The organism is Leclercia sp. UBA5958, assembly GCF_002430365.1.
Taxonomy (GTDB): Bacteria; Pseudomonadota; Gammaproteobacteria; order Enterobacterales; family Enterobacteriaceae; genus Enterobacter; species Enterobacter pneumoniae.
Map to the genome: position 1 here is coordinate 569,177 of NZ_DJCE01000012.1, position 15,410 is coordinate 584,586.

Sequence of the window (15,410 nt, forward strand, 5' to 3'; positions counted from 1 at the left end):
CTTTCTTCGGGCACGGTTCGCCGTGCCCTTTTACTAAGTTGGCTACGATGCAGGACAAAACAACGCAATCCGATACAACCTTTTCGCTAAATGCCACCTCCTTTCGCGTGCCTGGGCGCACGCTGCTGCACCCCCTTTCGCTGACCTTTCCTGCAGGCCAGGTCACCGGTCTGATCGGTCATAACGGCTCCGGCAAATCCACCTTACTGAAAATGCTTGGTCGTCATCAGCCGCCATCAGAAGGCGATATTTTGCTGGATGGACAGCCACTGGAAAGCTGGAGCAGTAAGGCCTTTGCCCGCAAGGTGGCCTATCTGCCGCAGCAACTGCCGCAGGCCGAAGGGATGACCGTGCGCGAGCTGGTCGCGATTGGGCGTTATCCGTGGCATGGGGCGTTGGGACGTTTTGGCGTAGCCGACCGTGAAAAAGTGGAAGAAGCCATCGCCCTGGTGGGATTAAAACCACTGGCACATCGCCTGGTTGATAGCCTCTCTGGCGGTGAACGGCAGCGGGCGTGGATCGCGATGCTGGTGGCGCAAGATAGCCGTTGTCTGCTGCTGGATGAACCTACCTCCGCACTGGATATCGCCCATCAGGTCGATGTGCTGGCGTTGGTGCATCGTTTAAGCCAGCAGCGTGGGCTAACGGTCATTGCGGTGCTGCATGATATCAACATGGCCGCCCGCTACTGTGATTATCTGGTGGCGCTGCGCGGGGGGGAAATGATTGCCCAGGGCACGCCTTCAGAGCTGATGCGCAGTGAGACGCTGGAAACCATTTACGGTATTCCGATGGGCATTCTGCCGCACCCTGCCGGGGCGGCACCGGTGAGCTTTGTCTATTGATGTCTGATTTAACGATTAGCCGCCGTCGGTTGTTGACGGCGATGGCCCTTTCGCCGTTGCTCTGGAAAATGGGCACCGCGCATGCCGCAGCCGCCATCAATAACGACCGTATTGTCGCCCTGGAGTGGCTGCCCGTTGAGCTGTTGCTCGCGCTCGGCGTCACGCCTTATGGCGTTGCGGATATCCCCAACTATCGGCTGTGGGTAAACGAGCCCAGCCTCCCTGACTCGGTCATCGACATCGGTTTGCGCACCGAGCCCAATCTCGAATTGCTGACGCAAATGAAACCCTCCTATCTGGTATGGTCGGCAGGGTATGGCCCCTCAGAGGAGAAGCTGGCGCGGATTGCGCCAGGCCGGGGGTTCTCGTTTAGCGACGGGAAAGCTCCGCTAACGCAAGCGCGTCACTCGCTTAACGAGATGGCCCAGCTGTTAAACCTGGAGGCCGCTGCCCGTCAGCATCTTGATCACTTCGACAGCGTCATTGATAGCTACAAACCGCGCTTTGCCGGGCGCGGCGATCGGCCTCTGCTAATGATTACGCTGCTGGACGCCCGCCACGTACTGGTGTTCGGCAAAAACTGCCTCTTCCAGGAGGTGATGGATCGCTACGGGATAAATAATGCCTGGGAAGGGGAGATGACCTTCTGGGGCAGCACCGCGATAGGCATTGACAGGCTGGCGGCGTTTCGTGATGTCGATGTGCTCTGTTTTGATCATGGCAATGAGCGTGAAATGCAGACATTGATGAAAACCCCGCTATGGCAGGCGATGCCCTTTGTCCGCCAGCAGCGTTTCCAGCGCGTACCGGCCGTGTGGTTCTACGGCGCGACCCTGTCGGCGATGCACTTTGCCCGGGTACTGGATAGCGCACTGGGAGGCAAAGCATGAAATCACGGATAACATTGCTGCCGGGGCTACTGCTGGTCGCGCTGTTTGTGCTGGCGCTGGGTTTAACCTGGAGCAACCTGACGACCGCGTTGCCGCGAGCCCAGTGGGGCGAAGCGGTTGTTGCGCCAAATATTGATAAGATCGAACAGATGATCTTCCACTACAGCCTGTTGCCGCGTCTGGTGATCTCGCTGCTGGTGGGGGCAGGCCTGGGCCTGGTGGGGGTACTGTTCCAGCAAGTGCTACGCAATCCCCTGGCGGAACCCACCACCCTGGGGGTGGCGACCGGCGCGCAGTTGGGGATGACTATCGCCACCCTGTGGGCGCTGCCGGGCGCACTGGCACCGCAGTTCGCGGCGCTGATTGGCGCCTGCGTGGTCGGTGCGCTGGTCTTTGGCGTGGCCTGGGGCAAGCGGTTATCACCGGTGACGCTGATCCTTGCCGGTCTGGTCGTCAGTCTTTACTGCGGTGCGATCAACCAGCTGCTGGTGATCTTCCATCACGATGAATTGCAAAGCATGTTCCTCTGGAGTACCGGTACGCTAACGCAGACCGACTGGAGCATTGTGCAGCGGCTGTGGCCGCAACTGCTGGGCGGCGTCTTGCTCACGCTGTTACTGCTGCGTCCGCTGACGTTGATGGGGCTGGATGACGGCGTGGCGCGTAATCTCGGGCTGGCGCTGTCGCTGGCGCGTCTGGCCGCGCTGACGCTAGCGATTGTGATCAGCGCCCTGTTGGTCAATGCCGTCGGGATCATTGGTTTTATCGGCCTGTTTGCGCCATTGCTGGCGAAAATGGTCGGTGCCCGTCGCCTGCTAACCCGGCTGCTGGTCGCTCCCCTGATTGGGGCCCTTATCCTCTGGCTGTCAGATCAGATTATTTTGTGGCTAACCCGCGTATGGATGGAGGTCTCGACCGGCTCCGTGACGGCGATCGTGGGGGCACCGCTGCTGCTGTGGCTCCTGCCGCGCCTGCGAAGCATGAGCGCGCCCGCGATGAACGCCGGGAACCATGTTGCTGCCGAACGTCATCACGTGCTGTGGTATGCCCTGGGGGGCGGCCTGCTGCTGTTACTGGCGGTGATGGCCGCGCTGGCCTTTGGGCGTGATGCCGCAGGCTGGCACTGGGCGAGCGGGGCGCTGCTGGATGAGCTGATGCCGTGGCGCTGGTCGCGGGTCATGGCGGCGCTGATTGCCGGGGTAATGCTGGCGGTCGCGGGCTGTATTATTCAGCGCCTGACCGGCAACCCGATGGCGAGCCCGGAAGTGCTGGGTATCAGCTCTGGCGCGGCCTTCGGCGTCGTCTTAATGCTTTTCTTCGTCCCTGGCAATGCCTTCGGCTGGCTGATGCCGGCGGGCAGCTTGGGTGCGGCGGTAACCCTGCTGATCATTATGGTCTCGGCCGGGCGCGGGGGCTTTTCGCCTCACCGTATGCTGCTGGCCGGGATGGCGCTCAGCACTGCCTTTACCATGCTGTTAATGATGCTGCAGGCCAGTGGTGACCCGCGTATGGCGCAGATCCTCACCTGGCTTGCGGGGTCTACCTATAACGCCTCTACCGCGCAGGTGGTGAGCACGGGCATCGCGCTGGTGGTGCTTATGGCTATCGTGCCACTTTGTCGTCGCTGGCTGACGGTGCTGCCGCTGGGGGGCGACACCGCCCGGGCGGTAGGCATAGCGCTGACGCCGTCTCGCGTGGGCTTACTCTTACTGGCGGCGTGCCTGACCGCCACAGCGACCATGACCATCGGCCCGTTGAGCTTTATCGGCCTGATGGCGCCGCACATTGCCCGTATGCTGGGTTTTCGTCGTACGATGCCGCACATTGTGATGTCGGCGCTGACGGGGGGTATTTTGCTGGTGTTCGCGGACTGGTGCGGGCGAATGGTGCTTTTCCCTTATCAGATCCCGGCGGGTCTGCTGTCGACCTTTATCGGCGCGCCGTACTTTATCTGGCTGCTGAGAAAGCAGAGCAGATAATAAAAGCAAAACGGCAACCTCAGGTTGCCGTTTTTAGTGTTTGTACCCTCTCCCCGTGGGAGAGGGTCAGGGTGAGGGCACCAGACCGCACCGGGTCAAAGCAAAACGGCAACCTCTGGTTGCCGTTTTTAGTATTTGTACCCTCTCCCCGTGGGATAGGGCCAGGGTGAGGGCACCAGACTGCACCGGGTCAAAGCAAAACGGCAACCTCTGGTTGCCGTTTTTAGTATTTGTACCCTCTCCCTGTGGGAGAGGGCCAGGGTGAGGGCATCAGGCCCTTAGAGCTTCGCGAACACTCTGCGCGCGGCATCAATGGTGTTATTGATATCCTCAACGCTATGCGCAACTGACATAAAGCCCGCCTCAAACGCCGACGGCGCCAGGTAGACACCCTCTTCTAGCATCAGGTGGAAGAAACGTTTGAAACGCTCCACGTCGCACTTCACAACATCCTGATAGCAGGTCACGGTTGCGGCATCGGTAAAGAAGAGGCCAAACATGCCGCCCACATGGTTTACCACCAGCGGAATACCGGCTTCTTGTGCCGCTTCCAGCAGGCCGTTTGCTAACTGCGTGGTCAGGTCGCTCAGGGTCTCATGAACACCCGGCTGGGCCACTTCGGTCAGGCAGGCAAAGCCCGCCGCCATCGCAATCGGGTTGCCGGAAAGCGTGCCCGCCTGGTAGACCGGCCCGGTAGGCGCCAGCGCATCCATCACCTCTTTACGGCCACCAAAGGCCCCTACCGGCATACCGCCGCCGATGATTTTACCGAGGCAGGTCAGGTCTGGCACCACGTTGTAGTAAGACTGGGCACCCGCTAATGCGACACGGAAACCGGTCATGACTTCATCGATGATCAGCAGGGCATTAAACTCGTCGCACAGGGCACGCAGGCCAGGCAGGAATTCAGGCTGCGGTGGAATGCAGTTCATATTGCCGGCAACAGGCTCTACGATGATACAGGCGATCTCCTGCGGGTATTGCTCAAAGGCCGCGCGCACGGAGTCGAGATCGTTATAGGTGCAGGTCAGGGTATGCTTCGCGAAATCCGCCGGAACGCCCGGCGAGTTCGGCTGACCGAGAGTCAGGGCACCGGAACCGGCTTTGACCAGCAGGCAGTCAGCGTGGCCGTGGTAACAACCTTCAAATTTGATGATCTTGTCGCGACCAGTAAAGCCACGCGCCAGGCGGATTGCGCTCATGGTCGCTTCGGTACCAGAGTTCACCATACGCACCATATCCATGGTCGGAACCAACTCGGTGACCAGGGCGGCCATTTTGACCTCCATTTCGGTCGGTGCGCCGAAGCTTAAGCCGCGCTGCGCGGCTTCGATCACCGCGTTGCGAATGGTCGGGTGGTTGTGTCCCAGCACCATCGGGCCCCACGAACCGACGTAGTCGATATAGGCTTTACCATCCACATCGTACAGGTATGCGCCGTCCGCACGTTCAATAAACAGCGGCGTACCGCCTACGCCGGTAAAAGCGCGTACTGGGGAGTTAACACCACCCGGGATAAGTTCGCGGGCAGCGCTGTAAAGCGTTTCTGACTTGCTCATGGCGTCGTTCCTGGTTCGTATAAAATGATTAAGCACACTATTCTAAGTGATTCGCAGAAGGTTATATACCCGTGATACCTCAAGTTGCTTGTGTGTTGGCCTGACTACCCGGCTCGTCCCTGCATTTTTTGCCCGGCCGCCCGAATGATTGGGGTAAACATTTTAGCCACATTCATTTGCGATTTTATTCAGCACTTTTGCAGGCCAGACGGGATACGTCTGGTAGAATCCCTCCGGATATTTGTATGATCAATAAGAACAGACCATGAAAACAGATACTCCCTCTTTTGAACAACAGCAGCTGGCACGTGCCCGGCAGCGTATCAGCATACGCCGCTTGCTTAACCGTGATAAAACGCCTTTGGCGATCCTGCTTGCCGCTGCGGTGGTGGGTACCCTGGCAGGGTTCGTTGGCGTCGCTTTCGAAAAAGCGGTCAACATAGTGCTGAACTGGCGTATTGGCACCGTTGCAAGCTATGCCGATCGCAGTTGGCTGGTGTGGGGCCTGGCCTTTGGGCTGTCCGCGCTCCTGGCGGCGACAGGCTATTTCCTGGTGCGTAAGTTTGCCCCTGAAGCGGGGGGATCGGGCATTCCGGAGATTGAAGGCGCGCTCGAAGAGCTGCGCCCGGTGCGCTGGTGGCGCGTACTGCCCGTCAAGTTTATCGGCGGTATGGGAACGCTCGGTGCCGGTATGGTGCTTGGGCGAGAAGGGCCCACGGTTCAACTGGGCGGGAACGTGGGGCGCATGGTGGGTGATATTTTTCGCATGCGTAGCCCGGAAGCACGTCATACCCTGTTGGCTACCGGGGCTGCGGCAGGCCTTAGCGCCGCGTTTAATGCGCCGCTGGCAGGCATCTTATTTATCATTGAAGAGATGCGCGCCCAGTTTCGTTACAACCTGATCTCCATTAAGGCAGTATTTACCGGCGTGATTATGTCGAGCATCGTCTTTCGTATCTTCAATGGCGAAGGGGCGGTGATAGAGGTGGGCAAGCTGACCAACGCGCCGGTGAATACGCTGTGGCTCTATCTGGTGTTGGGGATGATTTTTGGCATCGTCGGGCCGCTTTTTAATACGCTGATATTGCGGGCGCAGGATATGTTCCAGCGTATCCATGGCGGAAACACTACCAAATGGGTGCTGGTTGGCGGCCTGCTCGGGGGGATATGCGGTATCCTGGGGTTTATCGAACCGAATGCTGCAGGTGGCGGTTTTGGCTTAATCCCGATTGCGGCCGCCGGTAATTTCAGCATCGGCCTGCTGCTGTTTATGTTTCTCTCCCGCGTCGTTACCACGGTGTTATGTTTTTCGTCAGGCGCGCCTGGCGGAATTTTTGCGCCCATGCTGGCGCTGGGCACGCTGTTGGGTACCGCCTTTGGCATGGCCGCTGCGGCTGGATTTCCGGCGTATCATCTTGATGCCGGGACCTTTGCCATTGCCGGAATGGGGGCGTTGCTGGCGGCCTCTTTACGCGCACCTCTGACCGGCATTGTGCTGGTGCTGGAGATGACCGACAACTATCAGCTCATTTTGCCAATGATCATTACCTGCCTCGGCGCGACACTATTAGCCCAATTCCTGGGCGGTAAACCGCTATACTCCACCATTCTTGCGCGCACACTGGCGAAGCAAGAGGCAGAGCAGAATACTTGATTGCTATACCAGGGTATTAGATAATGACAACAAGAATTGGGTGATTTTTAACCCGATAGCAGTATTCATGGGAGCATAAAATGAGTGATGACATCGCGCTGCCGCTGCAATTTACTGAAGCAGCAGCTAAAAAAGTAAAAGACCTGATCGCCGACGAAGATAACCCGGCGCTGAAATTGCGTGTTTATATTACCGGTGGCGGTTGTAGCGGCTTCCAGTATGGATTTACCTTTGACGATCAGATTAACGATGGCGATATGACCATTGAGAAGCAGGGCGTGGCCCTGGTGGTCGACCCGATGAGCCTGCAATATCTGGTGGGTGGTGCGGTGGACTACACCGAAGGCCTGGAAGGCTCCCGTTTCGTGGTAACTAACCCGAACGCCAAGAGCACCTGCGGGTGCGGCTCCTCTTTCAGCATCTAAAATTGCAGGGTGCAGAAGACAAAAACGGCAACCTCTGGGTTGCCGTTTTGCTTTTCAGCGCCCGTTTTCGTCCAGCGCAAAAGTAGGTAGCTTCAGGTGCCAGCGAATAGCCGCCAGACGAATGGTCAAGGTGACCACCATCCCTAGCATGGCAGCGCTTTCAAGCGGCATGCCGAAGGTATACCAGGCGGTGGCGTGAACGATGCCGCCAACGATACAGGCTGTGGCGTAAATTTCAGTGCGCAAAATCATGGGCACCTCGCGGGCCAGAATATCGCGAATAATCCCGCCACCGACTCCGGTCAATACACCCATGCAGATAGCGACCATCGGACCGGTTCCTGCCATAAAGGCTTTGTTCACGCCAATGCCGACGAAGACCGCCAGCCCCACGGCATCCAGCACGGGCAGAATCCACTTCGGTAGACGTCGCGGCTGACGCACCAGTACGATGGTAAGCAGGCAGGTAACCATTGCCACCACCAGGTCGGTAGGATCTTTCACCCAGAATACCGGACCATGATCGAGCGCCATATCGCGGATAGTGCCACCACCCACGGCTGTAACCACCCCTAACACCAGAACGCCAAACGGGTCCATGCGTAATTTACCGGCCAGCAGAACGCCGGAAATCGCAAAAACGGCTGTACCGAGAATATCCAGCCAGTAAACGAGCATCGTTAAATCCCCGAAAGTGATTAATGACTCTGCGCCAGCGCAGAACAGAGTTGTTTTGCGGCGAGGATAATACGCGGGCCTGCACGCTCAAACCAGTCGCTGGTGAGTGGAATCACGGGTATTTTTAGCTGGCTATGCCAGTATTGCTCGATTTTGGGAATTTCGCCTGCCCCACCGGCAACGACAATCGCCTGAGGATGGCGCATCAACACCTGTTCGCGGCTCACCTGCGGCCAGGGCACCCGGCTTTCAGCGAAGATATTCTCCCCGCCACACAGCTCCAGAACCTGGTGCTGCAGTGATCCGGCACCCGTGGTAAACAGGGGCTGGCTGCCGAACTGTAAGAAGACGCGTTTGCGCGATGGCGTGTTGTATTTCGCTTTTAACGCCTGATAGTCATCCAGCAGTTGTTGGGCTGCGCGTTCCGCTTTTTGCGGCGCTGGACTGTAGGGGGCGAGATCGCGAATCGCTTGCGCGACCTGTTCGATATTGATGGCGTCAACCCAGACGACCTTAATGCCCAGGGAGGAGAGTTGATTGATCTGCCTCTCGGCATTCCCTCCGCGCCAGGCCAGCACCAGATCCGGTTTTAGCGCCACAATGCGTTCGACGTTCATCCCCTGCCAGGTGGCAACCTGCTCGATAGTTTTCGCGGCGGGCGGATAGTCGGAATAGCTACTCACGCCAACCGGCGTGATGCCAGCGGCAAAGGCCAGCTCGGTATTGGCAGGGGAGAGGGTAATAACACGCGGCGCAGCATTCAGCCACGCCGGTGTGAGCAGAAGCAGGGTGAACAGCGCCCTGTAAAGCGACTTAACCACGCGCCAGTTTCTGCACCAGGGTCTCAACCATCAGGCTGGACTGCTTAGCCGCCACGACGAGGAACTCATCGAAACTCAGGTGAGATTGCTGATCGGCCACGTCGGAGATGGCGCGAACCACCACAAACGGCATTTTAAAGTTATGACAAACATGGGCAATAGCGGTCGCTTCCATCTCCACGGCAATCGCCTGTGGGAAGTTATGGCGGATCTTCGCCAGTGAGACGGAGCCGTTGATGAAGGCATCGCCGCTGACAATCAGGCCACGTACCGCGTTCAGGTTCAGCTCAGCGATGCAGTTTTCTGCTGCGGTAACCAGCTTCTCATCGGCCTTGAAGCCTGCCGGGCAGCCAGGGAGTTGACCCAGCTCGTAACCAAAGGCGGTGACGTCGGCATCGTGATAACGCGCTTCATCAGAGACGACGATATCGCCCACTTTCAGAGTCGGCGCCAGGCCGCCAGCGGAGCCAGTATTGATAATCACGTCCGGCTTGCAGCACTCTAACAGCAGCGTTGTGCCCAGCGCGGCCGCCACTTTACCAATACCGGATTTCAGCAGAGCAACTTCAGTTCCGTTCAGCAGGCCGGTATAGATCTCGCAGCCGCCCAGGGTGAGGGTCTGACGGTTCTCAATTTTGTCACGCAGCAGCGTAACTTCTTCTTCCATTGCTCCAATAATACCGATTTTCATAGATTTACTCGCGATGTGCCATGATTAGAGGCATAGTCTATCATGCGCTTCAGGGGAAACGCATTTTCCGCGCGGGAGAGCACATGTCACATATCGATTTTCGCAACAAAATTAACTGGCATCGGCGTTACCGCTCGCCGCAAGGTCATAAAAGCGAACATGAGATCCTGCGGATCTTCGAAAGCGATCGCGGGCGCATTATCAACTCAGCGGCAATCCGCCGACTGCAACAAAAAACGCAGGTTTTTCCCCTCGAACGTAACGCTGCCGTGCGTACGCGTCTCACCCATTCGATGGAGGTCCAGCAGGTTGGCCGCTACATCGCGAAAGAGGTGTTAAGCCGCCTCAAAGAGCAGCGTCTGCTGGAGGCCTACGGTCTGGATGAACTGACGGGGCCGTTCGAAAGCATCGTTGAGATGGCCTGTCTGATGCACGATATCGGTAACCCGCCGTTTGGCCATTTTGGTGAGGCCGCTATCAACGACTGGTTCCGCCAGCGTTTGTTCCCGTCGGATGCCGCCAGCCAACCGCTGAGCGAGGATCGCTGTATTGTGCGCGACCTGCGCCTGCGGGAGGGCGAAGAGGCGCTGAATGAACTGCGGCGCAAGGTACGCCAGGATCTCTGTCATTTTGAGGGTAACGCGCAGGGGATACGCCTGGTGCACTCTCTGATGCGCATGAACCTCACCTGGGCCCAGGTGGGCTGTATTTTAAAATATACGCGTCCGGCCTGGTGGCAAGGGGAACCTCGTGCCAGCCATCATTATTTGATGAAAAAGCCTGGCTATTACCTCTCGGAAGAGGCCTATATCGAACGGTTGCGTAAAGAGTTGTCGCTGACGCCTCATGGCCGTTTTCCATTGACCTGGATTATGGAGGCTGCGGACGATATCTCCTACTGCGTGGCCGACCTGGAGGATGCGGTTGAAAAAAGAATCTTTAGCGTAGAGGAGCTTTATCAGCATCTTTATGACGCCTGGGGGACGCATGAAAAAGGATCGCTATTTTCTCAGGTTGTAGAAAACGCCTGGGAGAAATCGCGCGCGAATTCCCTGCGGCGCAGCGCTGAAGATCAGTTCTTTATGTATTTGCGCGTCAATACACTTAATAAGCTGGTGCCCTATGCGGCAAACCGCTTTATTGATAATTTGCCGATGATTTATCGCGGTGACTTTAATCAGGCTCTACTTGAAGATGGCAGTGATTTTAGTCAGTTGCTTGATTTATATAAGAATGTTGCGCTTCGCCACGTTTTTAGTCACCCGGATGTTGAACAGCTCGAATTACAGGGATACCGCGTTATCAGCGGTTTGCTGGAGATCTATCGTCCCTTATTGCAATTATCGACCGATGAGTTTAGCGAGCTGGTAGAAAAAGAGCGGGTGCGACGTTTACCTATTGAATCACGTTTATTTCAGAAACTCTCCACCCGCCATCGGCTGGCCTACATTGAGGCCGTCGGGAAATATGATCGACAGGCGTTAGACTGGCCAGTATATGAATACTATTATCGTTGTCGCCTGATTCAGGATTATATCAGCGGCATGACAGACCTATATGCCTGGGATGAGTACCGCCGTTTAATGGCGGTTGAATAAAGCGTGAGTTTTGTAAAGATGGACAATAAATTTTTACTTTTCCTGAGATCGTAATACTGGAACTTCGCGCTATAAAACGAATCTCATGTACACAGCAATTGTGCGTTACTGGCAAATCGAGATTGAGAAAGATGAAAAAAACCACATTAGCAATGAGTGCATTAGCGTTGAGTTTAGGATTGGCGTTGTCTCCACTTTCTGCATCAGCTGCAGAGACCGCTTCGGCAACCACCGCCCAGCAGATGCCAAGCCTGGCACCGATGCTGGAAAAGGTGATGCCATCGGTGGTGAGCATTAATGTTGAAGGCAGCACCGCGGTAAACACCCCGCGTATGCCGCGTAACTTCCAGCAATTCTTCGGCGACAACTCGCCGTTCTGTCAGGACGGTTCGCCGTTCCAGAGTTCGCCATTCTGCCAGGGCGGTCAGGGCGGCGGTGACGGCGCAGCGCCGCAGCAAAAATTCATGGCACTGGGTTCCGGTGTCATCATCGATGCGGCTAAAGGCTACGTCGTGACGAACAACCACGTGGTGGATAACGCCAACAGCATTAAAGTGCAGATGAGCGATGGCCGTAAGTTTGACGCCAAAGTGGTGGGTAAAGATCCGCGCTCCGATATCGCCCTGATCCAGATTCAGGATCCGAAAAACCTGACCGCGATTAAGCTTGCCGATTCCGATGCTCTGCGGGTGGGTGACTATACGGTAGCCATCGGTAACCCGTTCGGCCTTGGCGAGACAGTCACCTCCGGTATTGTCTCCGCGCTGGGTCGTAGCGGCCTCAATGCAGAAAACTATGAAAACTTCATCCAGACCGATGCGGCGATTAACCGCGGTAACTCCGGCGGTGCGCTGGTCAATCTGAATGGTGAACTGATCGGTATCAACACCGCGATTCTGGCCCCGGACGGCGGCAATATCGGTATCGGCTTTGCTATTCCGAGCAACATGGTTAAAAACCTGACCAGTCAGATGGTTGAGTTTGGCCAGGTGAAACGCGGCGAACTGGGGATTATGGGGACTGAGCTGAACTCGGAACTGGCGAAAGCGATGAAAGTCGATGCTCAGCGCGGTGCCTTTGTCAGCCAGGTGATGCCGAACTCTTCCGCTGCGAAAGCCGGTATTAAAGCGGGTGACGTTATTACCACCCTGAACGGCAAGCCAGTAAGCAGCTTTGCCGCGCTGCGTGCGGAAGTGGGCTCTATGCCAGTTGGCAGCAAAGTCTCGCTGGGCCTGCTGCGTGAAGGTAAGCCAGTCAACGTGACCCTGGAACTGCAGCAGAGCAGCCAGAGCCAGGTCGATTCCAGCTCTATCTTCAGCGGCATCGAAGGCGCTGAGATGAGCAATAAAGGGCAAGATAAAGGCGTGGTGGTGAGTAACGTGAAAGCCAACTCTCCGGCTGCGCGCATTGGCCTGAAGAAAGGTGACGTGATTATGGGCGCTAATCAGCAGCCTGTGAAAAACATCGCTGAGTTGCGCAAAATTCTCGACAGCAAGCCTTCGGTGCTGGCGCTGAATATCCAGCGTGGCGACACTTCTCTCTATTTGTTAATGCAGTAATCTCCAAAGCCCCTGCGTCCGGTGATGCAGGGGCTTTTCCTCTTTCTGTGACCCTTTCCACAAGTCCATACATCTCCCCCCGTTTTTGTGCATTCGCACAATGCAGCCCCGGTTGAACTTCCCTATGCTTGAGCTCTGCTCAGAGGAGGACGACATGGCTGGCTGGCATCTTGATACCAAAATGGCGCAGGATATCGTGGCACGAACGATGCGCATTATTGATACGAACATCAACGTTATGGATGCCCGCGGGCGGATCATAGGCAGCGGCGATCGTGAGCGTATTGGGGAATTGCACGAAGGCGCACTGCTGGTGCTTTCTCAGGGGCGCGTGGTGGACATCGACGATGCGGTGGCCCGCCATCTGCACGGCGTGCGACAGGGTATTAACCTGCCGCTGCGTCTGGAAGGCGAAATTGTTGGCGTTATCGGGCTGACCGGCGAGCCAGAGTCATTGCGCAAGTATGGCGAGCTGGTGTGCATGACCGCCGAGATGATGCTGGAACAATCCCGCCTGATGCACCTGTTGGCTCAGGATAGTCGTCTGCGTGAAGAGCTGGTGATGAACCTGATTCAGGCTGAAGAACACACCCCGGCGCTAACCGAATGGGCCCAGCGTCTGGGTATCGATCTGAATCAACCGCGCGTGGTCGCGGTGATTGAGGTCGACAGCGGTCAGCTGGGCGTAGACAGTGCCATGGTTGAACTGCAGCAACTGCAAAACGCGCTGGCGACGCCAGAGCGCAACAACCTCGTCGCGATTGTTTCGTTAACGGAGATGGTGGTGCTAAAACCGGCGCTCAATCAGTTTGGACGCTGGGATGCCGAAGATCATCGCCGTCGGGTGGAGCAGCTTATTGCCCGTATGAAAGAGAACGGGCAACTGCGTTTTCGCGTGGCGCTGGGAAACTACTTCACCGGCCCGGGCAGCATTGCCCGCTCCTGGCGCACTGCACGGACTACCATGATGGTTGGGAAACAGCGGATGCCCGAGAGCCGCAGCTATTTCTATCAGGATTTGATGCTACCAGTACTGCTCGACAGTCTGCGCGGGGGCTGGCAGGCAAATGAACTGGCCCGCCCGCTGACGCGTCTGAAGGCGATGGACAACAATGGGCTTTTGCGCCGTACGTTACAGGCATGGTTCCGTCACAACGTGCAACCGCTGGCGACTTCGCGGGCGTTGTTTATTCACCGTAATACGCTGGAGTATCGTCTTAACCGTATCTCGGAGCTGACGGGGCTGGACCTGGGGAATTTTGACGACAGACTGTTGCTGTATGTGGCTTTGCAGCTGGATGAGCAGAGATAACGCAAAGCAAAACGGCAACCAGGTTGCCGTTTTGAAGGTTTGACCGCACCCGGTATTATTTATTACGGGTCAGCTTCTCAAGATCCGCTTCGATTTCACTGATCTTGTTGGTGACCACGCTCTCCAGATGGCGAAGATCGTCGAGGATCTTACGCTTGAGATCGACTTCGGTGCGATCGCGCTGGCAAATCTGATCGAGTTCATCGATCACATAGCGCAGATTCGGGCTGATCTCCTGCACTTCTTTGTAACCCTGACCAACGCCATCCGCCACAACGGTTTTACGTTGACGTGGGTATTTGAACTTCACGCTTTTGGCGAAGAACTCGCCCTTATCCTTGTGGAAATAGATTTTCAGGATATCGTTGTTGGCTTCCTGCCGGAGGCTGTAACGATCAATTTCATCAGGATTGGTAATGCCCAGACTTTTTAGATTATCGTACATAGCGGTACCCTTGATCTCAACATAACCTATGAATAATTAACGAAAAAATCTATTCTCGCCACCAGCAGATACAAAAAAAGCGGGGTAGCCCCCGCTTTTTGTTATACCTGATTAATCGATGGTACGCAGCAGTTCGTTAATGCCGACTTTGCCACGGGTTTTCGCATCGACTTTCTTCACGATCACCGCGCAGTACAGGCTGTATTTGCCATCTTTCGAAGGCAGGTTGCCGGAGACCACTACGGAGCCCGCTGGTACACGGCCGTAGTGCACTTCGCCGGTTTCACGATCGTAAATACGGGTGCTCTGGCCGATGTAAACGCCCATGGAGATCACCGAGCCTTCTTCAACGATCACGCCTTCAACCACTTCGGAGCGTGCGCCGATGAAGCAGTTATCTTCGATGATGGTTGGGTTAGCCTGCAGTGGCTCCAGAACGCCACCGATGCCTACGCCACCAGAAAGGTGAACGTTTTTACCGATCTGGGCGCAAGAGCCAACGGTCGCCCAGGTATCAACCATGGTGCCTTCGTCAACGTACGCACCGATGTTCACATAGGACGGCATCAGCACGGTGTTACGTGCGATAAAGGCGCCCTGGCGAACAGCGGCTGGCGGCACTACGCGGAAACCCTCTTTCTGGAAGCGCGCTTCGTCGTAATCGGCGAATTTCATCGGGACTTTATCGAAGTAGCGGCTTTCTGCGCCGTCAATAACCTGGTTGTCGTTGATACGGAAAGAGAGCAGCACGGCTTTCTTCAGCCACTGGTGAGTGACCCACTGACCGTCGATTTTTTCTGCCACACGCAGCGCGCCGGAATCCAGCAAAGAAATCACCTGGTTAACCGCTTCGCGGGTTACGGTATCCACATTTGCCGGAGTGATCTCGGCGCGACGCTCAAAGGCGGACTCAATAACGTTCTGTAACTGCTGCATTGTTTACTCTTTCCATTT

At 56.5% G+C, this 15,410-nt stretch carries 14 protein-coding genes; 8 read left to right on the plus strand and 6 right to left on the minus strand.

Annotated features, from left to right (window positions below; all coding sequences use genetic code 11):
- Nucleotides 1-47: 47 nt before the first annotated feature.
- The 3 genes from fhuC to fhuB are packed head-to-tail and all read left to right on the plus strand — an operon-like array spanning nucleotide 48 to nucleotide 3,714.
- Nucleotides 48-845 carry a Fe3+-hydroxamate ABC transporter ATP-binding protein FhuC gene (gene fhuC, locus B2Q93_RS20980; RefSeq protein ID WP_040077109.1) on the plus strand — a complete coding sequence of 266 codons (798 nt, stop codon included), beginning with the start codon at nucleotides 48-50 and terminating at the stop codon, nucleotides 843-845.
- A complete protein-coding gene (fhuD, locus tag B2Q93_RS20985) occupies nucleotides 845-1,735 on the plus strand; it encodes a Fe(3+)-hydroxamate ABC transporter substrate-binding protein FhuD (protein WP_412098725.1) in 891 nt (296 codons plus the stop codon). The genes fhuC and fhuD overlap by 1 nt, the downstream gene beginning before the upstream one ends.
- On the plus strand, nucleotides 1,732-3,714 hold the full coding sequence (gene fhuB, locus B2Q93_RS20990) for a Fe(3+)-hydroxamate ABC transporter permease FhuB (RefSeq protein WP_286934400.1): 1,983 nt from the start codon (nucleotides 1,732-1,734) through the stop codon (nucleotides 3,712-3,714). The genes fhuD and fhuB overlap by 4 nt, the downstream gene beginning before the upstream one ends.
- 278 nt (nucleotides 3,715-3,992) lie before the next feature.
- Here fhuB and hemL read toward each other — a convergent pair whose 3' ends face one another.
- Entirely contained in the window at nucleotides 3,993-5,273 is a 1,281-nt protein-coding gene (hemL, locus tag B2Q93_RS20995) for a glutamate-1-semialdehyde 2,1-aminomutase (protein ID WP_040077106.1), read from the minus strand.
- Nucleotides 5,274-5,538: 265 nt separating this feature from the next.
- On the opposite strand from hemL, the gene clcA reads away from it, so the two are divergent.
- Entirely contained in the window at nucleotides 5,539-6,927 is a 1,389-nt protein-coding gene (clcA, locus tag B2Q93_RS21000; protein WP_046884956.1) for a H(+)/Cl(-) exchange transporter ClcA, read from the plus strand.
- Nucleotides 6,928-7,007: 80 nt separating this feature from the next.
- Complete coding sequence (erpA, locus tag B2Q93_RS21005; protein ID WP_040077104.1) at nucleotides 7,008-7,352, plus strand: iron-sulfur cluster insertion protein ErpA; 345 nt, start codon at nucleotides 7,008-7,010, stop codon at nucleotides 7,350-7,352.
- Between the two features lie 54 nt (nucleotides 7,353-7,406).
- Here erpA and B2Q93_RS21010 read toward each other — a convergent pair whose 3' ends face one another.
- The 3 genes from B2Q93_RS21010 to mtnN are packed head-to-tail and all read right to left on the minus strand — an operon-like array spanning nucleotide 7,407 to nucleotide 9,542.
- Nucleotides 7,407-8,030 carry a TRIC cation channel family protein gene (locus B2Q93_RS21010; RefSeq protein WP_040077103.1) on the minus strand — a complete coding sequence of 208 codons (624 nt, stop codon included), beginning with the start codon at nucleotides 8,028-8,030 and terminating at the stop codon, nucleotides 7,407-7,409.
- 20 nt (nucleotides 8,031-8,050) lie between these two features.
- The gene (gene btuF, locus B2Q93_RS21015; RefSeq protein ID WP_286934401.1) at nucleotides 8,051-8,851 is read right to left on the minus strand and encodes a vitamin B12 ABC transporter substrate-binding protein BtuF; all 801 of its coding nucleotides are present in this window, start codon (nucleotides 8,849-8,851) and stop codon (nucleotides 8,051-8,053) included.
- The gene (gene mtnN / locus B2Q93_RS21020) at nucleotides 8,844-9,542 is read right to left on the minus strand and encodes a 5'-methylthioadenosine/S-adenosylhomocysteine nucleosidase (RefSeq protein ID WP_286808558.1); all 699 of its coding nucleotides are present in this window, start codon (nucleotides 9,540-9,542) and stop codon (nucleotides 8,844-8,846) included. Before mtnN ends, btuF begins: the two co-directional genes overlap by 8 nt.
- 83 nt (nucleotides 9,543-9,625) lie before the next feature.
- Between mtnN and dgt the strand changes: the two genes are divergently transcribed.
- From dgt to cdaR, 3 genes are all read left to right on the plus strand, one after another.
- Nucleotides 9,626-11,140: a dGTPase gene (gene dgt, locus B2Q93_RS21025; protein ID WP_286934402.1), complete on the plus strand. Its 1,515-nt coding sequence runs from the start codon at nucleotides 9,626-9,628 to the stop codon at nucleotides 11,138-11,140.
- Between the two features lie 131 nt (nucleotides 11,141-11,271).
- Complete coding sequence (gene degP / locus B2Q93_RS21030) at nucleotides 11,272-12,699, plus strand: serine endoprotease DegP (RefSeq protein WP_040077099.1); 1,428 nt, start codon at nucleotides 11,272-11,274, stop codon at nucleotides 12,697-12,699.
- 154 nt (nucleotides 12,700-12,853) lie between these two features.
- The gene (cdaR, locus tag B2Q93_RS21035; protein ID WP_040077098.1) at nucleotides 12,854-14,011 is read left to right on the plus strand and encodes a DNA-binding transcriptional regulator CdaR; all 1,158 of its coding nucleotides are present in this window, start codon (nucleotides 12,854-12,856) and stop codon (nucleotides 14,009-14,011) included.
- Between the two features lie 55 nt (nucleotides 14,012-14,066).
- Here cdaR and B2Q93_RS21040 read toward each other — a convergent pair whose 3' ends face one another.
- Both B2Q93_RS21040 and dapD read right to left on the minus strand, forming a co-directional pair.
- Nucleotides 14,067-14,456, minus strand: coding sequence for a DUF3461 family protein (locus B2Q93_RS21040; protein ID WP_008501916.1), 390 nt, complete (start codon nucleotides 14,454-14,456; stop codon nucleotides 14,067-14,069).
- A gap of 111 nt (nucleotides 14,457-14,567) precedes the next feature.
- Entirely contained in the window at nucleotides 14,568-15,392 is an 825-nt protein-coding gene (gene dapD, locus B2Q93_RS21045) for a 2,3,4,5-tetrahydropyridine-2,6-dicarboxylate N-succinyltransferase (protein WP_008501915.1), read from the minus strand.
- Nucleotides 15,393-15,410: the final 18 nt, after the last annotated feature.